General features: G+C 54.8%; 14 protein-coding genes and 1 pseudogene. 9 read left to right on the top strand and 6 right to left on the bottom strand.

What is annotated here, in order from left to right; all coding sequences use genetic code 11:
• Positions 1-575 precede the first annotated feature (575 nt).
• A pseudogene (locus tag NZK35_RS23520) lies at positions 576-1043 on the top strand (serine/threonine protein kinase); the annotation flags it as partial.
• A 386-nt stretch (positions 1044-1429) separates the two neighbouring features.
• Here the strand turns inward: NZK35_RS23520 and NZK35_RS23515 are convergent.
• Complete coding sequence (locus tag NZK35_RS23515) at positions 1430-2731, bottom strand: Gfo/Idh/MocA family protein (protein ID WP_259634968.1); 1302 nt, start codon at positions 2729-2731, stop codon at positions 1430-1432.
• Between the two features lie 710 nt (positions 2732-3441).
• Between NZK35_RS23515 and NZK35_RS23510 the strand changes: the two genes are divergently transcribed.
• Positions 3442-3918, top strand: a complete 477-nt coding sequence (locus tag NZK35_RS23510; RefSeq protein WP_259634967.1) for a hypothetical protein — start codon at positions 3442-3444, stop codon at positions 3916-3918.
• Positions 3919-3986: 68 nt separating this feature from the next.
• Here the strand turns inward: NZK35_RS23510 and NZK35_RS23505 are convergent, their stop codons facing one another.
• Positions 3987-4646, bottom strand: coding sequence for a hypothetical protein (locus NZK35_RS23505; RefSeq protein WP_259634966.1), 660 nt, complete (start codon positions 4644-4646; stop codon positions 3987-3989).
• 36 nt (positions 4647-4682) lie between these two features.
• Here NZK35_RS23505 and NZK35_RS23500 point away from each other — a divergent pair, with 36 nt between their 5' ends.
• Together NZK35_RS23500 and NZK35_RS23495 are read left to right on the top strand one after the other, a co-directional pair.
• Positions 4683-4895, top strand: a complete 213-nt coding sequence (locus NZK35_RS23500) for a hypothetical protein (protein ID WP_259634965.1) — start codon at positions 4683-4685, stop codon at positions 4893-4895.
• Positions 4896-4961: 66 nt separating this feature from the next.
• Positions 4962-5801 carry a PEP-CTERM sorting domain-containing protein gene (locus tag NZK35_RS23495; RefSeq protein WP_259634964.1) on the top strand — a complete coding sequence of 280 codons (840 nt, stop codon included), beginning with the start codon at positions 4962-4964 and terminating at the stop codon, positions 5799-5801.
• On the opposite strand, the gene NZK35_RS34960 is transcribed toward NZK35_RS23495, so the two are convergent.
• Complete coding sequence (locus NZK35_RS34960; RefSeq protein ID WP_407699818.1) at positions 5802-5975, bottom strand: serine hydrolase; 174 nt, start codon at positions 5973-5975, stop codon at positions 5802-5804.
• A gap of 129 nt (positions 5976-6104) precedes the next feature.
• On the opposite strand from NZK35_RS34960, the gene NZK35_RS23490 reads away from it, so the two are divergent.
• On the top strand, positions 6105-6917 hold the full coding sequence (locus NZK35_RS23490; protein ID WP_407699819.1) for a sugar phosphate isomerase/epimerase family protein: 813 nt from the start codon (positions 6105-6107) through the stop codon (positions 6915-6917).
• 354 nt (positions 6918-7271) lie between these two features.
• On the opposite strand, the gene NZK35_RS23485 is transcribed toward NZK35_RS23490, so the two are convergent.
• Both NZK35_RS23485 and NZK35_RS23480 read right to left on the bottom strand, forming a co-directional pair.
• On the bottom strand, positions 7272-8351 hold the full coding sequence (locus tag NZK35_RS23485; RefSeq protein WP_259634962.1) for a mandelate racemase/muconate lactonizing enzyme family protein: 1080 nt from the start codon (positions 8349-8351) through the stop codon (positions 7272-7274).
• Positions 8352-8587: 236 nt separating this feature from the next.
• The gene (locus NZK35_RS23480) at positions 8588-10309 is read right to left on the bottom strand and encodes a PQQ-dependent sugar dehydrogenase (protein ID WP_259634961.1); all 1722 of its coding nucleotides are present in this window, start codon (positions 10307-10309) and stop codon (positions 8588-8590) included.
• Positions 10310-11269: 960 nt separating this feature from the next.
• Between NZK35_RS23480 and NZK35_RS23475 the strand changes: the two genes are divergently transcribed.
• Positions 11270-11479: a hypothetical protein gene (locus NZK35_RS23475; RefSeq protein ID WP_259634960.1), complete on the top strand. Its 210-nt coding sequence runs from the start codon at positions 11270-11272 to the stop codon at positions 11477-11479.
• Positions 11480-11794: 315 nt separating this feature from the next.
• Here NZK35_RS23475 and NZK35_RS23470 read toward each other — a convergent pair whose 3' ends face one another.
• On the bottom strand, positions 11795-13027 hold the full coding sequence (locus NZK35_RS23470) for a hypothetical protein (RefSeq protein ID WP_259634959.1): 1233 nt from the start codon (positions 13025-13027) through the stop codon (positions 11795-11797).
• A gap of 280 nt (positions 13028-13307) precedes the next feature.
• Here NZK35_RS23470 and NZK35_RS23465 point away from each other — a divergent pair, with 280 nt between their 5' ends.
• The 3 genes from NZK35_RS23465 (at position 13308) to NZK35_RS23455 (ending at position 19761) form a co-directional block, all read left to right on the top strand.
• Positions 13308-13946, top strand: a complete 639-nt coding sequence (locus NZK35_RS23465) for a sigma-70 family RNA polymerase sigma factor (RefSeq protein ID WP_259634958.1) — start codon at positions 13308-13310, stop codon at positions 13944-13946.
• Positions 13939-17748 carry a serine/threonine-protein kinase gene (locus tag NZK35_RS23460; protein ID WP_259634957.1) on the top strand — a complete coding sequence of 1270 codons (3810 nt, stop codon included), beginning with the start codon at positions 13939-13941 and terminating at the stop codon, positions 17746-17748. Before NZK35_RS23465 ends, NZK35_RS23460 begins: the two co-directional genes overlap by 8 nt.
• A 705-nt stretch (positions 17749-18453) precedes the next feature.
• The gene (locus NZK35_RS23455; protein WP_161501667.1) at positions 18454-19761 is read left to right on the top strand and encodes a sulfatase family protein; all 1308 of its coding nucleotides are present in this window, start codon (positions 18454-18456) and stop codon (positions 19759-19761) included.
• The last annotated feature ends 339 nt before the right edge of the window (positions 19762-20100 follow it).

Genomic DNA, 20100 nt, shown 5'->3' with positions numbered 1-20100 from the left:
TCGCGGTTGTCGTTTCTTGCTTCGCAGGTTCGTGGCAGGCGGAGCACGGGGAGATCGCAGTCACAAGCAATAGTACTAACACAGAGATTCGTTTTCTGTTCATCAACAGCGCCGGTTTCCAGATGGGAGGATCCAATACGGTTGGCTACAAGTGTAGCAGGTTTGCGGTATCGTTCTTGCGGGTCGGACGTTGCGCGTATGGCGATATCCTGCAGGACATCATCGCGAAACTTGAAGTCACCCACGACGCTTGTCACGTACGCAGACACCTTCGGCTGAGCCAAAGTCCACAGTCGGGACGCCTGTCGTGATTCTTCGTCCACAAGTTGCTTCAAAAACCCCGCTTTACCGGTCACTTGTCATCCAAATCTGTTTTGAGACGAACGATTTCAAAAAACTCAAGCAGCAATTCTGTACGAGTTCAGGGGCAAAGAGGGGACGTACGCGTCGCATCTGGGCCCGGAGGTCGACCCGGACCGCAGGTTCGGGCTGCCTCACGAGCGAGTATTGGTTGATCAGACGCGTCGCAAAAAACGCTTCGTTCGGGTGGGAATCGCAAGCGGATCTCCTTGTCCGTGGCAGAGCCAGAATCCAGCTCAGCTGAGGTGGATCGTCGAACTGCTCACCGCGACATCAAGCCCAGCAACGTACTTGTCACCGAGCAGGACGGAGAATCGGTTCCTAAAGTAATTGACTTTGGCGTCGCAAAGGGACTCCACCAGCCGCTGACGGAACGCTCGTTGTATTCCGGAGTTTTTCAAGCAATTGGCACACTGGCATACATGAGTCCCAAGCAGGCGGGACTCAGCGCATCGGACGTGGATACTCGGGCGGACATTTATGGTCTGGGCGTGTTGCTATACGAGCTGCTCACGGGCAGCACCCCGTTCGGAATAGAGGACTTGGCGTTGGCCGCATTTGATGAAGCGTGTCGAATGATTCGTGAGAAAGAACCGCCAAAGCCGAGCACTCGCATCAGCACGCTCGGCGAGCGGGTTGCTGACACCGGGCGGAATCGAGGCGTGGACCCGCATGGCCTTGGAAGAATGGTGCGCGGGGACCTGGATTGGATCGTGTCAAAGTCCCTGGAGAAAGACCGTCCTCGTCGATATGAAACGGCTGACGCGTTCGCCATGCTTGAAGTGGCGTTGCCGCTAATCCAGGAACAACCTCAACATGCCGAGGACAAACTCTTCCTGGCCATGCCATTGACACGGAGCGACCAAGATCGGGCTCTGCAACTTACCACAGAAGCCTTCGAGAAAACTCGCTCTCTCGTAGCGTTACTTGTGCGGGCATCGGCTTATCAACACCGGGCTTTGGACACGGGCGACATCGCCTACGACAGCAACGCAATCGCTGACACAACCGCAGTCGTCAGCTTTCAGGATAGCGGTCAGCGGCTTTTTCAGTGGTTCCTCGAGACAAATTACACCGAGGGCAGTTGCCAAGGATCGCGGCGCTGTCCGTCAAGCCACTGGTTCGCCTCAGCATCGGCGAATTTCCAATTCTTTGGATCCCACTTCAACGTCCGTCCGTGCCAATACGCCAGATTTCCCAGATGGACAACGGTCACGCTTCGCGCGCCGATCTCCACGTCGGCGACGGGGCGTTTTCGTTCTCGAATGCAGTCGAGCCAATTGCGATGATGATCGTTTGACTCATACAAGTGCACTTCATCGTCCGCAAGTTTCTCCCTGATCGCATCAGCCGGATCCGCACTCAAATGACCGCGATCGATTCGCAACGTTCCCTCTGTGCCTGTGAAAGTGCAACCGCTCGGGCCGCCGTGAGTCATTTCGACGCCATTGGCATAGATGTATCGTACGCCGGTTCCTGCCGAAGGATCTTCCGGTGGAATGATCTGGACGGGACCGGACTCGTCCATGCCCAGCGCCCACTGCGCAATGTCATAGTGATGCGCACCCATGTCCGTGTGTCCGCCGCCGGAGTATTCGCGATAGGCTCGCCACTGTGGCCAATTTTTCGAGACACCGCCGCGCGCGCTGAGGACTGAATGGTAGGGTCGATCAGGTGCCTGGCCGAGCCACATGTTCCAGTCGAGTCCCGGTTCGGGATCCTCGGCCGGCAGGTCGCACCACGTACTCGGCTTACCCACTCCGACCGTTACCGCTTTGATCTTTCCGATCCTGCCGCTCCGGATGAACTCACACGCTTTGCGGAACGGGCCAAACACGCTGCTTCGCTGCTGGCTACCGGTCTGCACAATGCAGTCGTGCTTTCGTGCCGCCTCGATACATCGCTGGGCTTCCAAGATCGTTAACGTCAGCGGTTTTTCACAGTAAACGTCCTTGCCTGCCTTGCAGGCTTCGATGATTGGAATGGCATGCCAATGATCGGGAGTCGCGATCAAGACCGCATCGATATCATCGCGAGCGATGACGTCGCGAAAGTCCGTGTACTCATCGCAGCCCTTGCGGCCGCTCTTGGTCCCATACTTTTGTTCGATCTTTCTTTTCGCCGACTGCCTTCGGTTCTTGTCGACTTCGCAAATTGCCGTGATTTGGACGTCGTCATAACCCAGCAGCGAATTCAAATGATAGCCGTGGCACATTTTCCCGGTGCCGATCATCCCAATCGAGATTCGTTCGTTGGCCGGCGCGCGCCCATCCTTCCCCAGCGCCGTTGAAGCGACAATCGTGGGCAACGCCACGAGTCCGGTTGATTTCAGAAACGAGCGGCGAGTTGAGTCTTTTGGTCGAACTGTCATTGGAATGATCTCCGAGAAAGCGAATGAACTTAACAAGTATAGACGGCCTGGACGGCGGTAGGCCGGTTCACGCCCAAGTTCGGGGGAACCCACATGTATCGGTGGTATGCGAGATTTCATGTCTACGGTCGCGTCGCCAGTCGCCTCCTCCTGAGCGATGCTGCAGGGTGGGTTCAATAAGACGGAGTCTTCCGTTCCATTACAGTCGATTGGAATGCTGCGAGAGCGTCATGATTCAAAAGCGAAGGGGTCTCCAAACGGGACTCACTCCCAACGGGAAATTCTCCTCTCCTAAAGCCTGCCCAGATCATCTCACGAGCACACGGAGGTTGCATCGACTTCCGCGTCCTAGCAAAATCGCTCCGGCGCACTCTTCTCGAAATTTCGGACCGGAATCTGGGAAAACTGCGAGTTGGCCGCTAAAGTGCACCAGCCTCGACCCGGCTGAGCCGATTTTCCTCGTGACAGTGAGCGGTCCAGTCGCCGCGCCGAAAAGAGCTAATCGCAAGTATTCTCAATCGCTCGAATTTGGACGGTGCAATTAATCTTCACTTTTCCGAGGAGTCTTCGATGCCCTTTCTGAAACTTGCAACTGGTTTGATTCTCTGCGTCATGTCGAGTGCGATATTTGGCAGCGAGCCGGGCAATGTGCTGACAGCGGAAGCCAACGACTCAGGGTCGAGATACTGGCGTGTAGCCGGTGCGTACCCGTGACACTCAAATTAGCTGGTGAATTAATGGGCAAGTTTATCCACATCAGATCCTCCAAGTTTCCAATCCTTCCGGGAGAGAAGGAGGAACTGGTGAACGACGGCATGTATGGGAAGTCGCTTGCGCAATACTTGCAGTCAAATTTGGAGGAACGTGGGTACGATGCGCCATTCGTCTGCTGCGAAGACTGGGGATGGTGGGTTGAACTGACGGCGGCGCCGTTCACCTTCGGAGCGTGCGTTTACTCCGGCGCTGAAGAAAATGTTCCCCGGGACTTCGCTTGTACGGACGGAGTGATTGGACCAAGGAAATGGAGTTGGAAGAAGCTGCAGTTTGTAGATACGTCACCGTGGGTGGATAAGCTAATTGACGACATGATCGCAATCTTCCAGGCGGATGAAGACATAGAGATCGTGGATGTTTCGGAAGAGTTCCCGGATTTGGATGCGTCCACCGGTGTTGACCAGGGAACCTAGCAGTGAACGCGAAGCCGACGACGAACGCATCTTCAGAAGCATTTACACGGGCGTGGCATTAGCCTTTGTCAGCAGTCGCAATCCGTCCTGAACCGAGAGAAGCAAGCGATGAAGACCCAAGCCACTTTTATCACGCAGGATGCCCCGTCTGCGTTGCCGCCGAACAAACGGTCGCCGGCGCCCTCGACCCCGTCCGATACGAAGTCGAAGTTGTTCATTTGGGGGAGAAGAAAGATCGTCTGCCGGAAGCGGAATCCGCTGGAGTAAAGTCCGTTCCTGCGCTCGTGATCGACGGTCAGCCCGGCGGTGTGTCCAACATGGACGTTGCCGACTCCCTGCTCTTGGTTGATTTGAACACTGGGTTGCCAACTCAAACCACCGTCGAGCGAAACGCGAAGTCGAGTGTTCCATCCATCCCATGTTGTGTGAAGGATGCCGTTTGCGTCCGGCCCTGTCGAAGTCACTGGAGGCAGGTTGCGACGATCGTACCAACTGACGGCAACAAGCCCGGTGTTGTTGACGGCGATACAGGGAACAAATGCGGAGAACTCGGGCGTCTCAGTTTCCGAGAGCCGCTGTTCGCTCAAGACGACGGGATTCGACCATGTCTCTGCTCGGTCGTCATAGGCGACCAACACCGAACCATCTGAGAGAACGACCGGATTGCCGGGACCACAATTGACCATCTCCCGACCGTCATGCGGATAAACGGGATCAGACAGCGACAAAAACCCGTCATTTGCCCGCAGGAAGATCGGTTCCGAATGGTCGATTTCGCCTGCGGGCGTCAGCGGTTCGATCTGGCCGAGGCAGTAGACGGCTCCTCGATGTTGTTCGGATCTGTTGTCGACGGCAAGCCCCGGTCGATCAACGAACAGCTAGTCGAGTTCTTGAACTCCCTCCGCGCCATGCCTCAGATTTCTGGAAAAAACTCGCATAGTGTTTTTGCAGTGATTTTCCTGTTTCTCCACCGCTAGCGAGGTAGGATCGTTTACTGTACACACAGAAATTGGGGCGAACGTCCATCTTTGAAAGAAACAACCATGAGCGGTCCGACACCCTTTCGTCGCATCATCCTTGTCTTGTTTGCTGCATTTTTTCTTTTAATGAGCGGCCGTCCGGTCCAAGCCGAGTTGACGTTCACGCTGCTGGGTGAAACTCTGACGATCGACTTCCAGGACTACACCGGCGCAGGGTTGGCGTCTGGAGGTGGTGGGGGAGCATTGGATTCGAACGACTGGGAACTCGTGATTGGTGACGATAACGGCAGTCTGCAAACGAGTTTCGGCGACACGGTCGGTGTCGGTGTCTTTGGGCGTGGGATGAGCAGCGGAGGTGTCAGCGATTCTGGTTACTACAGTTTTGAAACTGGCGGCGGAAACCGAGCACTGGGAATACAGCTGGGTGACGCCGGCTTTTCCTTTGGCATTCCATCTCTGCGAATACGAAATCAGACGGGACAGGTCGTCGATGCCCTGACCGTACGCTACGACGTTTGGGTCTACAACGACAGCAATAACAGCAATTACTTCGACCTCGAATTCAGCAATGGTTCCGCATTCATCGATCCCGTCTTTCTCGACACACCGTCAGCGGCGGACGGAACGCCAGAATGGGTCCAGACGACTCTCCAATACGATCTGCTGTTACCCGAAAACGGTCTCTTTGGCGGTGTACTCCAACCGCTTGCTGATGGTGATTCGATGCTCGTCGAATGGTCCGGAGGCGGTCGTTTTGATGCGTTGAATGGATTCGACGAGATGGCGATCGACAACATTCAGATCACGGCTTTCTCCACAGCGATTCCGGAACCCGGGACGCCCCTCGCATTATGCGTCGTTTCCGGTGTGATGGCTCTTCGCAGACGGAGTCGCAAACCCTGATCAGGTGAAATTGTCACTTCGACCGAATGGTAATAGATGCCGAATTGTGATCTCTCGCTTGGTGGCTCGTGTTTTCAGGGGATCAACCGTCACCAAGACCTCGGGATTCTTGAATTCAGGAATGTATTTCGAGACCGGATCATCCAGCTTCAGCTTGCCTTCCTCCCACAGCATCACGCCGCTGCTGATTCGCCGTTTCGGCGCAGTTCTGCCGGAATCAGGTCTGAGATTTTACGAAAACGGCGGGTATCTTGTACGAAGGTCACATTGCCAAACGCCCTGCGCCTAATCGAAGAATTGGAAATGTTGAGATACGCAATCCAGTTGAGCTGCTTGTTCTTCGCCGCCAGCTTCGTCTTCGCCGAGACGGATGAATCCGAGTCGTTCCAACCTTCATTTTACGCCTTCGAAAATGGAGTGAAATTCGGGAGTTACCAGAGTGAGGCCGAGACACTCAAGCAACTCGGGTACGATGGCATTAGTCAGGTTCACTCGGGAGGTATCCAACTCGCGGGACGCATTGCCGCCTATGACAAGGTCGGGCTACGGGTCTTGAGTATCTATCTCAATGTAAACGACACGCCCATTGCCGCGGAAGTCGTCAAGCCTCTAGCGAATCGCGAGGCGCTCATCGAATTAACCGTTCAGAAGATGACGTCCAAAACTGTCCAGGCCGTGCGACGAACGGTCGAGATGGCGGCTGACCTGAATATCCGTGTTGCTCTTTATCCCCACCATGGCTTCGCAATCGCCAAGATGCCTCAGGCAATGGAACTCATCAAACGGGTGAACCATCCGAATTTGGGTGTCATGTTCAACCTTTGTCATTTCTTGAAGGGCGAAGAGGCCGAAGATTTGGAGACTGTGCTCGAAAATGCCGGTTCTCGCCTTTTTGCGATCAGCACGTCGGGCGCAAACCTGGGCGGTCAGGACTGGGGTGAATTGATTCAACGTCTCGATCAAGGCGACTTCCCCCAGGGTCGTTTGTTCCGGCATCTCAAAAAGCTCGGCTACGAAGGTCCGGTAGCCCTTCAGTGTTTTGGAATCCACGGCGACAAACGAACGAATTTAGAGCGTTCGGTTGCCGCGTGGCGGAGGATTATCGCAGCGCTTTGACCCGGCTTGATTTGTCGTCGGGCGTTTGTCGGGAGGCAGTGAACTTCGTCGCTCTGGATCGTTGCGACGAACCGCCCAGTGCGGACCCGCACGTAGGGTGGTCTGGAGGCGTGGCTACTTGATCTACCTGCCGTCTTGGCGAACCTAGCGATCGCACGACTTCCGATTGTCGAACCAGTTCGTTAGCGCAAACCCGACTCTCGCGCACACGATCGAAATGCATGGTAGAAGTCCCCCCAGGTAATCAGCAAGCCAAGCAATGCAAACCCACAATTCGGCGGTGTTCGTGCTGGAGGTGTGTCAAACCGCCACGCGCCCGCGATCGTGGCTAAGTGCAGCGGTCTCGCTTCCCTATTAGACGTCTTTGACAACGCGGTGTTTCTTGATGTAATCCGGATCGATATCCACACCAATGCCTGGGCCGGTCGGTACTTTGATCTGTCCATTCTTCAATCTCAGGGAAGACGTTTTGCATTCGATTGGCAAATCCGTGTAGCCTTTGAATTCGATATGTGGTCCTGCGTTGGGCATCGCGGAAACCAAGTGCAGCATGTAAATGAAACCGAACCCACCTGATAAGTGTGGGATGCATTTCTTCCCCATCGCGTCTGCCATTCTCGCAACCTTGAGCGACCGGATTAACCCACCGAAGTAATAGTGATCGGGTTGAACGATATCGAGCCCGTCATTGGCCAACAGCCAGCGAAAGGCATGGATGCTGTGCTGTTGTTCGCCTCCGGCAACAGGAATTGACAGTTCGTCTGCCACCGCTTTGGTGCCGTCGAGCCAATCGAAGAAGACCGGTTCCTCGAAATAGCTGAATTTGTATTCCTCCAGCAATTTGCCCACTCGGATCGCTTCGTTTACATCCTTGTAGTAGCCGTTGGCATCCGCATAGAGTGCCATCTCGTCACCGAAGGTCTCTCGAATCCTCGGGATAATGGCTTCCGTTCTACCCTCCGGGCCCCTCGCATCCAAGTCCTTCGTCATGAACATCAACGCACCCACCTTGATCTTGACGGCCTGGGCCTGACTTTTTTCCACTGCCGCCTTGATGAGCGCCACCGATTCCTCCACGGGTTTTTCCCGCCACTCCGTCGCCTGGTAAACGGGGATATGCGTGTTGTGAATCTCGCCGATCAGTTGCCCGACGGGTTTGCCCGCAATGCGTCCCATCATGTCCAGAATGGCAAACTCGATTGTGGCCAAAGGTATACCGATTCCGAGACCGCCTAATCGAAAATTCAACGCGTAAACGAGGGCTTTATCAAGGAGTTCGTCCAGCCGCCGCGCGTCCTGGCTGACAAAGACTCCCTGCAGACGATTCACGAAGATGGGATAGAGGATACTCATCGTATTGTGAGCAACCGAGATCCCTTCGGCACCATCAGTGGATCGTACACGACACAAGAAGGATTTCCCGAAACGCAACAACTCAACGGATTCAATGACGACCGGCTCCGAAAACAAATCCATCTTGAATGTCGGCTCACGAAGAACCGCATCCAGCTTGGCATAGTTTGGCGAATCTTCGTCGGATTGGCCAAAGGCAGACAGCGGCCGTGTGGCTGCGGTGGCTCCGCCGGCAAAACCGGTGACTAACAGTTTTCGTCGTTCTATTTTCATGATCTGTTCTTCAGGACATGCGTCGTTCGGGGATGATTGGAGGCTCAATCGTACGTGGTTTGCGAAAGATCGAGGTGAAAGATTTCGCCGCCGTAGGAAACGAGTAGGATTTCGCCATTTCCGTCCACCCCGAACGAGGCGATATCGGTCGGAGCGGTAGCCAACTCCTTGACATCGAGTAACTTACCATTCTTCTGCTTGAGTCCCCAGATTCGACGCGTGTTGTAGTCGCCAAAGATGTAGACGCCATAGAAGGACGAGGACGGATCGCCGCGATAGACGTGACCCCCAGTCACTGAGAACCCGAGCCCATGCTCGTAAGCAAACAAGGGATCGGTGAACGTCTCTCCCTCACGCTTGAATTCGTCGGAAAAAGCGGAATAGCCCTCGCGTACATTCCATCCATGGTTCTCACCACCGTTGACCAGTAACACTTCTTCGTATTTCGCCTGGCCTACATCACCAACCCAAAGGTCTCCCGTCAGACGATCGAAACTGAATCTCCAAGGTTCGCGGAAACCGATAGCCCAGATTTCGGGCCGAATCGTCTTGTCTTTCCGGTGTGCTACAAGAAAAGGGTTATCCGGAGGAATGTCGTATGGCTTGTCTCCGTTTGTCGAGTCCACATCGATGCGGACGAACGAACCCAAGAGTTCGCGTCGGCTCTGGGAGTAACCATTCGGATCCTTCTGAGGGCCTCCATCTCCAAAGCCGGCATAGAGCATGCCATCTGGACCAAACGCGATGCATCCACCGTTGTGATTTCCCGCCGGTTGCTCTACCTCGAGCAACCGAACAGATTCTTGCCCGCTGTCTGCGAGCCGTTCTAGGTTTGCCTTCCGCTGAACGATTGTTGTTTTAACGACATCGTTTTCGCGAACTTCGTGCTCGACAAAGTATCTTCCGTTCTGCATGAACTGAGGATGGAGAGCCAAGCTTGTGAGCCCTTGATCTCCGGCGATATGAACTTGCCCTTTGAGATTGAGAAAGAGTTCTTTCTTCGGGTTATCTTCATCGCGAATGTAACGCCAAATCTTGGCCTGTTGATGCTCAACGACCAAAAGCTGATTTTTGCTTTCCGGAAATGGAATCACAAAGACTGGATTGTCGAAAGAAACCTTTTCAGGATCGTGAATGGGCACAAAGCGGATCGGGTCTTGTAGCCTCGGTATGGAAACCGTTTTGCCGCCGGGGCCGAGACCGTGCTTGATGCCGAACTTGAGCGAGCATAAGTAGGCAACGAGATCCGCGAAATCGGTCTTCGTCATCATCGTCTCCAGCCCTTCGGGCATCAAGGAAACATCCGAAAACCGCACGTTTTCAATCTCGCCTCGACTCAAATTTAAACGTTCTCCTTTGAGATCTCGAATTCGCAAGACCAGCTGGTTTGACTTCTCGACTCGGCCAACAAAAACTCGCCCGTCCAGCATCAACACGTTGACCTGTTCATAGCCTCGCTTTATCGACAGGTTTGGATTCAGAAGATGCTCGATCATCTCTTGCCGAGCGTACTTTTCACCGATCCCGTCGAGGTTGGGACCGCTTTTTTCCATGCCCGTGATTCGATGGCACTCCGCGCACACCGCTTTGCGATTCTTCTGAAACACTTGCTCGCCAGCTTCGGTGTCACCGTCATGATTGAGAGCGAAAGCTCGGTATGCCCGTGTTCGCTCTGTGTTGCGATCTGCACCAGCAACCGGCGAGCATCCGAAGATCGAGCTGAGTAAGAACAGGATGAAAACCCGAGTGGAAACAAAAACTTGCATGGAAATTCTTCGCAGTGGTGTCATGTATTGGGTGATAAGCGGAGAGATGAAAGGGGGCCTCTACCACGAAACCGGCACTCGGAGAGGTTTGTCAGGCCGTCGACCAAGGGGGCTTCGACCGTCTGTTTGTAACATTGTATTGGACAGGAAAAGCAAAATGTCCGGGAAACGACAACACCAACACCAGGTGCTGATCACAACCCACGGCGAATATTACCCCGGGGTGGAACAATCCATCTAGCAACTCTCGTCGGTGCTCGACAACGACGCATCAGGTACATTGCCAATTCGCTTCGGTCTTGACGACGGTGCACGTTCGCGACTTGACTGCACACTTACCCAAAATTCAATCCGGGTTTTAGCGAAGTGTGCCGCGAAGAAATCGCGTGTCCCCTGCTCGATGTGATCGCACTCCTTCATTCTGGCTCCCTTCTCCCCCACGACGAGAGCGAGCACCACTCGCTCTCGTCGTGGGGGAGAAGGGAGCCAGTATAGAGGTGGGCCGGCCACGGAGTGGAGATAGCTAATTCGCACTCTGTCCAATGCCGGACGCAGATTGAAACGCCCGCTTTCAGCGCTTCGGTTGGACCAACCGCCGCGCCGAACGGACTTTTCCTGCGCGCGTCGGTGTCTCAGACCTCCGCGCTGAACCAGATTCCTTTCGAGCGGGAGGTTGGTCCAACCGAACGCAGTTGAGAGTGACCGCGCGGTACCGGTTTAGGGCAAGCGACACGCCTTTAGCCCGTGCCGGTTCGTAACAGAACTAAAAGCGCCTCGTGAGCGGCGTCAAGGTTGGTAATGACGTTTCAGGAAGTGTCGTTTCGGACCTGTGCTCGGCGTCACCCTCCGTACGCAGTTTTCGTCCAATGATCCCGTTTTTCAATGGATGAGACTGGATAGGATGCACGGCTGGTTTGCGAGAAGACTGCATGGTCAGAACGCGAGAAAGGAGTTTTTTCCATGAGCCTACAAGAACACGCATCGACACGATCGTTTTATGATCGGATCAGCCATGTCTACAATTTGATCGCCGATGCTGGGGAACACAAGGCGAGAGAACGAGGGCTGGAAATTCTCGCGGTACAGGAAGGTGAAGATGTTCTTGAAATCGGTTATGGCACTGGACACTCACTGACGGAATTGGCGCTTCCAAAATCTTCTCGTTGGTAACGCCCCGATCGATTTCCCAGCCCAACGGCATGAAAATTCTTGCGTATCCAACCATACAAGCACGATGCGCAAGCGAGTGGGTCCGTGTTTTCACGCGATTGCGGTCGATGACCCACCTGCTTGCCCATCGTGCTTTTATAAATTCACAGCCTCTTCGGGCTGGGTTAAGAAAACAAATGGCTGGGCCCTCGGCCCGATATCGCCAACGAAGCGAATTAGCTGGGCGCAGATTTGAGCGGAGCTTGACCGGCCGCCCGGACCTTGGTTCGATTGGAATGCCCAGCTTGATTGCGGAATCGAAACTGGCGAGCTTCTCTAGGGAACATCATGGGGTACAAGGACAGCGGCTTTCCTCACGCCTTCAGACGTAGAAAACGTTCCGTAAAGCAGAGGATATCCCGACGCGTTGTCTTGGTCGCTTCGGCCTGTGACCGCAGAGATTCCTAGGCCTGACCCCCACGCTTCGATCCAGTCATCTCTCCAAGGATCGTCGGCGGCGATCAATTCGTCGACGTTCCATAGGTTGATTTGATGGTCGGGTGAAAATCCCCGGTGTAACAGAGCGATTCGTCCCGATGTGCTGTTGCCACCGATCTGAAAGGCTGAGTCTCCATTGTCGTTCAGGAAGTGTCTCCCCTCGCCAAAAAGAGTGAATGATCCCGACTGAACCAGATTCTCGGTGTTGCCGGTCACCGCATCGATTTGGACGGCCAAATCGGCTCGTTTCCCATTTTTTTTCTGCCCCAGGACCTGATCCCTTTTGAATGCGGCAATGACTCCGGAGTTATTGAGAGAGACGTTGCCACCGATTCGCCCCGTGTCAATGGTTCGAATCAGAGCGGGGTTCACGCCGTTAACGTCGTAAACCTCAATTGGGCCGTCGGTATAGAATCGCGTCATCAGCCCGGCGTCGGTGATGTTACCACCTTCGTAAGGCGAAGCCGAACCGTCTCCGAGCAAGACAGGACCGTATGGTGGATCGCTGAACGGATTGCAGACAAAAAGATCTTGACCCTGGTAGTCCGGCGGTACATAGAAGAACCCAAGAATATCGCCACGGTTGTTGATGTCCAAACCGAATGAGCGATAGTTTCCAACGTCGGGCAATAATCTTACCTCCCAGTCGTTCACGCCGGTGCTGAGGGTGGTGTCGACGGCGAAGCCGCGCTGCACGTCGTCCTGATCACTGTAAATCGAACCGACGACGATGCCAATGTCGCTGATCGAGTATGCGCGATGAAAGCGATATCCGGGGGCTAGAAGTTGAAGTTGATCGTTGAGGGATGGCTCGGCTCGAAAGTCAATCAAGGCCTCACTTGCCACATCGTATAGATAAGGGCTGTAGGCATTCGAGGCATCCCGGTAGGCTCCCACCGCCATCCCGGTGTTGCTGATGCGCCCAGTTCCCCCGAATCGAATGCTGCCCGAAGTCGGTATCGGCACGATATGGATCGAATACCGAATCGCTGGCAATTCCGTTGCCGGCGGGTCGTCTTTCGGAGGTTTTCCTTTATCCGAAGGCGGTGCGGCATCGATGCTGAAAGCCAATAGGAGGCAACTTGTGAATGCGACGATGGCGATTCTTGCTAGAATTCGGGGTTGATGACAATGGCTCACAAAAGGACTCCTGCAAAACGCTTCTGGATTTGGAACTGGTTTGTGTTATCGAAATGCCCCCTGCAATCTGACCCCGTCGCGAGCGATGAAACTTGACGGCCTTTTTGCTCATTGAGGGTCTTTTTCTCCACAAATGTTTTCCGATTTTTTTTGTTGCCCTGTCAAGTTGCTGATCTTTACGCGGGGTCGGTAGACACTGGGAGGTGTTTTCATGACGACTGATCTGAATTCCTCGCAAATCGAGCGGTTGCTGGAACGGGCGAATCTCGGTGATGGCGAGGCGAGAGATAAACTGTTCGCCGCGCACCGGCGTTACCTGCGTGTATTGATCGACTTGCGAATGGATGACGCCATTCGGGTTCGCGTCGATCCGTCCGACGTGGTTCAGGAGACACAACTCGTCGCCAGTCGTCGGCTGGACGATTTTCTCCAGCGTCGTCCAACCTCTTTCCGTATTTGGCTGCGTCGGAAAGCGCTTGAACGATTGGTCGACCTGCGTCGCCGTCACCTGCATGCCGAAAAACGATCGGTTCGCCGCGAGGTCACTCTCTCGGATCGTTCTTCGATGGCGCTTGCCAGAGGTTCGATGGCGCTTGCCAGAGGAATGATCCCACGCTCACCAAGCGAAATCGCTAGTGACAGAGAGACAGCGCAACAGGTCCGGATTGCCGTTCGGCGAATGAAGGAGACCGATCGTGAGGTCTTGCTGCTTCGGCATGTCGAGGAATTGACCAACGCCGAAGTGGCTAACGTGATGGATGTCGATTCGGCGACGGCGAGTCAACGCTATGGTCGCGCGCTTCGACGACTGCGACAGGAACTGATCAACCAAGGGATATCCAATGAGTAACGACCGCAGCACCGGCGGTAACAGAACCGGCACGGCGAACATTCACCTTGGCGACGAAAGATCTGAAGCGGATCGTTTGCTCGGAGAGGCGGCAGAGGAGTTCTTTTCCCGACTATCGCGCGGTGAAACGCCCACAGTCGAAGAGTATGCCAATCGCTACCCGGAGATCGCACCGCTGATTCGCGACACTTTTGCAGCGGCCCAGTTAATCGATCACTCGGTCGCCACTGAGTCGGAAAAAGGGACGGTCCAGGGGGAAACCCACCAGAGCGTCGGCGACTTTCGGATCGTCCGCGAGATCGGCCGAGGCGGGATGGGCGTGGTCTATGAGGCCGAGCAGTTGTCGCTAGGCCGCAGTGTGGCGCTCAAGGTATTGCCTTACGCCGCGATGATGGATCAAAAAGCGATCACGCGTTTTAAGAACGAAGCCCGTGCGGCGGCCACACTCGACCATCCCCATATCGTTCCGGTTCACGCGGTTGGAAACGAACGAGGCATCTACTACTACGCGATGTCGCTGGTCAACGGGCGCACCCTGGCCGAATTGATCGGGCATTTCCAACAAGCGATGGGTGACGCAAAAAGTTCGACCGCTCCTTTGTCGTTCGACAATGTCGTTGGCCGTGACGCTGCGGGCGTTGATCTGTGTCGCGTCAGCCACCTTGATGCGACGATCGACAGCGTTCAGTCGACCAAAGAGGGCCGTGGCGATGCGACCAAATCGGCGGAAGAAACGTATCGCGATGTCGAGGCGGCCGTCTCAACCTATGCGAGTCGCTTTGATCGCAGGTTCTTTGAATCCGCCGCCCGTCTCGGTGCTCAGGCTGCCGAGGCGTTGGAGCACGCTCACCAGCACGGAATCGTCCACCGCGACATCAAGCCTGGCAACCTGATGATCGACATCGAGTCGAAAATATGGATTACCGACTTCGGTTTGGCCAGGATCGAAAGCGATGCGGGTGTGACGATGACCGGTGATCTGGTCGGCACACTGCGATACATGGCGCCCGAGCAGGCGTTGGCCAAACGAGTCATCGTCGACCACCGTGCCGACATCTACGCGTTGGGAGCCACATTGTACGAACTGTTGGCTCTGCGACCCGTGTTTGATGGGCAAAACCGCGAATCGCTGCTCAAGCAGATCGCTTTTGACGAGCCCCGCCAACTCCACCATTTGAATCACGCGGTCCCCAGGGATCTGCATACGATCGTTCACAAATCGCTCTCGAAGAACCCCGACGAACGTTATCAATCAGCACAAGAGTTGGCCGATGACTTGCGAGCATTCGGTGCCGACGAACCCATCAAGGCGCGACCACTCTCAATTGCCCAACGCACGGCCAAGTGGACAGCCAAACGGAGGGGTTTGGTTGCAGCAACAGCACTGGCCATGGCCATGGCCATCGTCGGCCTTTCGGTAAGCAATGCGATGATCGCTCGAGAGCGAAACGTTGCTCAGGAGTCCCAACGAAAAGAACGGAAAGAGCGGTTGGAGGCCGATCGTCAGCGTCGACGCGCCGATGCAAACGCCGAGAAGGCAACAGAGACGGTTGAGACGTTCCTGATGGAGGTCAGTGAAAATGAATTACTGAACGTGCCCGGAATGCAGCCGATCCGAAATGATTTGCTTGAACTCGCCTCGCAGTTCTACGAAGACTTGATCCAACAGAACGCGGAAGACCCGAGCTTTCAGTTCAAGCTATTGAATGCGTATTGGTACGTTGGCTTGATCAAATCTGAGTTGGGCGAGTTCGAAGATTCTCTCGAGGCAGATCAGGCGGGGCTGGCGATAATTCAAACGCTAATCTCGCAGGATCCGTCTAATCCAGAGCACCGCCGATGGTTAGCAATTCGTATGTTGAGCCTTGGACAGACTTACAGCCAAATTGGCGAGTTCGACCAGGCCAGCGCACTCTACCGAAACGCTATCGCGACTCTCGAGCAGCTAGCCGACCAGCAGCCTCATGATACGGAATCCCATAACGCACTAGCCGTGGCGTACCACAGTCTCGCCGCATTGCTGGCTCGACAAAAGTTTGGTGAGGCAGTGGAGTTCAAACGGAAGTCAATTGATTGTTTCGAACAACTCGTTCGTGAGAATCCGGAAGCCCGACGGATCCAATTGTCCCTGGCATTATCATACGTCAGTGCTCCGCAGCCCGTGGACGCTGGTTTGAGTTTGGACTGGAACCGTCGTGCAGTTGCGATCATGGAAAAACTTTCGGGCGAGATGCCTGAATCCCTGAAATTCCAGTACGCGCTTGGATCGGCTTATAACGGTCTTGCACAATCGTTTTTGAGATTGAGGCAGTTCGACCAAGCAGCCCATGCAATCGAAAAGTCGGTCGAGGTCTTAGACAGACTTGTGTCATCGAACCCGTCCGTGCGGAAATACCGAGTCGCGTTAGCCGCGTCGTTGGATGAACGAATAAAACTAGCAAGTTCGACTGCGGAATTTGATAAGGCGATTGCCGCGGCACAGCATGCAATTTCAACACGCGAGTTCTTGGTCGCGCAGCATCCGAACGAAGTGGAGACACGAATGCAACTGGCTACCGGATATCGTCGTCTTGCGAAACTGTTTTCAGGTTGTGGAAAGACTGAACAAGAGAGTCTTTATCGGCACAAACAGCTTCAACTCATAAATGGCGTCCCAGAATCTGTTCGTACTGACACTGAGTGGGCAAACCTTGGACATTCGTACTATCACCTGAAAAAATACCAAGAAGCTCTTCACGCATTTGAGCGAAGCGTTGCATCGAATGGCGAAACCGAGCCCTGGATCAAACGCGGGAACAGCTGGTGGTCACGCTGGTGGTACCTGGCGATTTTGCTCGCGCGAGCTGGGGAGACAGAGAGAGCCCTCGCCTACTACCAACGGCTCGCCGCAGAGTTGAATTCGGCCCCACGAACGATCAAGACCGCCCACGAGAAGTTTCGTCTGGAGCTTGCTGAACTGATCGGAGCAGTGGAGCCAGCGGCTAACATCCGTGAGCCGATGTACCAAAAGAATCGCGGTCCTCGTGTTGCCGTGGATGCAGCCCACTGGAACTACCACACGATCCGGGATCGGTACTGGCCGTTCGCCAAAACCTTGGAAGCCGACGGGTACAACGTGGCGAGCCATACCACGCCTATAACCACAGACTCACTCAAGCAGATGGATATTCTGGTGATCGCCAACGCCCGGCCGGGCAGCTCACCGTCGGGATCGGACCCGGCCGGGACTGGTTCTGCTTTTACGGATGACGAGGTGGGAGCCGTAACGGCGTGGGTGCAGTCCGGCGGATCCCTGATGTTGATCGCGGATCATGAACCGTTCGGTACCGGCGCCATGAAACTCTCCTCGGCGCTGGGGATTGAAATGAGCGGTGGTGTTGTCGTGGACCTCGACGAAAAAGGACCGATTGTGTTCGAGCAAACCGATGGACAACTTGCACGGCACGTCATCACCCAGGGGCGCTCAAACGATGAAAAGGTCGATCGTGTGGTCACGTTTGCTGGTCAGGCCCTGCGCCCAAACGAGGCGTTTGAGCCGCTGATGATTTTGGATAATCACTCTCAGCGATTCGATGATCGACGTGCTGCAACATCGGGTATCAGTGGAATCGATGTCGCGGGCTGGTGGCAAGGCGCCGTTGGTGAAGTAGGGCAGGGACGGGTGGCGGTATTCGGAGAGGCAGCCATGTTCACGATGCAAACCGCACCGGACGGGCAACCGTCCGGCATGGACGCACCTGGCGCCGAGCACAACCAACAGTTCCTATTGAATGTCATTCATTGGCTGTCACGCAAACTTTAGTGTTCGTCAGCCCTGATCTGATGACTCCATAAGCACCCAGCGAGAACACGTCGTCACCATAAACCTATCTGATGTCTGACCCCTTGTTGGCAAGCTCATAGTCGCGTAGGAAACCAGTGATAGCCACGATCTGTTCGAATAGGCCATAGCGTATGAATCGCCGCAACAACAAGCGGTTTGCTGCACGGTCTGCAGAGATTAACAAGGTGCGATTAAGGGCATCGATTCGAACCTTGGCTGGCTGGGCCCACGGATTCTTTAGTGCCGTAGGTTGCATCGACCGACGCGAGTTTTCGAAATCGCTTCGCTGCAGTCATTGCGAAATCTCGGACTAAATTGAGGGAAATGTGCTTGGAATCGAGGGAGAGTTTGCTCTCTGCCGTAGGAAATTTGATCAAGCCTGACCAGTGACAACCTGCCCATCAGTGCGTTTGCCACCTCCGCGCAAGCCGCGGAGGTGTGCCGACCGACGCTCCGAAAATGCTAATCCGGCAGTGATCCTCGTACCCTAGCTGACGATCGATGTCACTCAGGCCGCTTTCGGATATTATGACGCGATCGCTTTTAAACGAACGACCATACCCGGAGTCCCACTTGAACGCTCTACGTTTGACTCTGTTCTGTTTCGCAAGATTTGGATGCCTAGCGGTCGTTTGCCTTGTTTTGTCGACGAGTTCGTCGGCGGAGGAACGACGGCCTAACATCTTGTTGATCATTACCGATCAGCAGCATGCGGAGATGATGAGCTGCGCCGGCAACAAGTTCCTCAACACGCCAGCGATGGACAGCTTGGCTCGAGACGGTATCCGGTTTACCAACGCTTATGTGACCAACCCCGTCTGCGTGCCCAGTCGGATCAGCATGGCGACTGGTGTCATGGCCGGTCGACTCGGCGTGCTGAACAACGGAGTCAAAGCCAGCGTTCCAGCCGAGGTCGACAACAATTCACTCGGAAAACTCGTCAAGCGAGCTGGATACGATACGTTCTACGGTGGCAAGGTGCACATGTGTCCCGAACTGAACCCACCGGATGCCGGCTACGACGAGTATTTCAAGGATCAACGCGACGCATTGCCGGGAGCGTGCATTGATTTTATCGAGCGGAAGCGGGACCGACCGTTCTTTGCCGTCGCTTCGTTCATCAATCCCCACGACATTTGTTTCGCGTATAGCGCGTACAAAGGAAAGTCGATCAAGGGCAAGCAGAGTGTCGCGCATCTCTTTCGACAGGCATCCGAAATGCCAACTGAGCAACTTCCGCCCTTACCGGACAACTTTCGAATTCCTGAGCTTGAGCCGGATGCGATCGAACTCTACTCCAAGGCGAACGCCGTGACACCCGCGGGAACGATGCGCAAGGTCTACGACGAACGCCAGTGGCAAATCTATCGTTGGATCTATTGCCGGCTCACCGAGCAGGTCGATCGGCACATTGGGCGTATACTCGACGCGCTCAAGCGAAATGGGTTGGATAAAGAGACTTTGGTCATTTTCACGAGTGATCACGGAGACATGGACGCGTGCCATCGTCTGGCTTCGAAGGGCCGGTTTTATGAACAGTCCGTTCGTGTTCCGTTCTTGATGCAATACAAAGGCAAGATCGTCAACCAAGTCGACGCGAATTTGATCTCCAGCGGGCTCGATCTTCTTCCCACGGTGTGCGACTACGTCGGAGTGGACGTGCCTAAAGGTCTGTTGGGGAAGAGCCTTCGACCGCTCGCTGAGTCAAAGGACATCGATCATTGGCGCGACTACATCGTAACGGAGAACCACACGGGCCGAATGCTTCGCAGCGTAGATTTCAAGTACTGTGTGTACCGTGAAGGCGACCTCCGAGAATCTCTCGTCAACATGAGCGATGATCCCGGTGAAATGAAGAACCTGGCTACCGCACCCGAACATGCCAATACGCTCAATAAATATCGCCGTTACCTCAAGGATTGGATCACATCATCCGGTGACCAAGACGCCGAATCATTTGCACTCGCGCCGGACCCAAGAGTGACGAATTGACAGAGGACAACTTCATCTTCTCCATCAACAATTTCGACGCGTAGCTGTCCCAATGCCCGCTAACCGCCCTCACTTATCCAGACAGTCTTAACGCCAACGGTGCGATACTGGACGTTAGCAGCCTCGGCAGTTTCGTTACCAACTAGCAGCGGTGAGCATCGACCGAACGCAAGTTGGCTGAGCTCGTTCGCTGCAGTTCTTGCCAAATCTGGGACTTGATTGATGGATGTGTGCAGCCACGCCGCGTCTTTGCACCAGTTTTTTTGATGGTGTCGCCACCGATCATCCGGAGTAAATTGGCTTCGTGCCGTGGAGTCTATGTTTGTGGAGACTGTTCGC

Origin of the sequence: Stieleria sedimenti (assembly GCF_025060895.1) — a bacterium.
Lineage (GTDB): Bacteria > Planctomycetota > Planctomycetia > Pirellulales > Pirellulaceae > Stieleria > Stieleria sedimenti.
The sequence above is the reverse complement of the archived record's forward strand: the minus strand, read 5'-3'. Positions and strand labels throughout refer to the sequence as shown.

Excerpts from the sequence above, each read along its gene's own strand:
- NZK35_RS23515 (WP_259634968.1), bottom strand. The coding sequence starts at position 2,731 with ATGACAGTTCGACCAAAAGACTCAACTCGCCGCTCGTTTCTGAAATCA.
- NZK35_RS23500 (WP_259634965.1), top strand. The coding sequence starts at position 4,683 with ATGGTCGATTTCGCCTGCGGGCGTCAGCGGTTCGATCTGGCCGAGGCA.
- NZK35_RS23495 (WP_259634964.1), top strand. The coding sequence starts at position 4,962 with ATGAGCGGTCCGACACCCTTTCGTCGCATCATCCTTGTCTTGTTTGCT.
- NZK35_RS34960 (WP_407699818.1), bottom strand. The coding sequence starts at position 5,975 with ATGCTGTGGGAGGAAGGCAAGCTGAAGCTGGATGATCCGGTCTCGAAA.
- NZK35_RS23490 (WP_407699819.1), top strand. The coding sequence starts at position 6,105 with ATGTTGAGATACGCAATCCAGTTGAGCTGCTTGTTCTTCGCCGCCAGC.
- NZK35_RS23480 (WP_259634961.1), bottom strand. The coding sequence starts at position 10,309 with ATGCAAGTTTTTGTTTCCACTCGGGTTTTCATCCTGTTCTTACTCAGC.
- NZK35_RS23475 (WP_259634960.1), top strand. The coding sequence starts at position 11,270 with ATGAGCCTACAAGAACACGCATCGACACGATCGTTTTATGATCGGATC.
- NZK35_RS23465 (WP_259634958.1), top strand. The coding sequence starts at position 13,308 with ATGACGACTGATCTGAATTCCTCGCAAATCGAGCGGTTGCTGGAACGG.
- NZK35_RS23460 (WP_259634957.1), top strand. The coding sequence starts at position 13,939 with ATGAGTAACGACCGCAGCACCGGCGGTAACAGAACCGGCACGGCGAAC.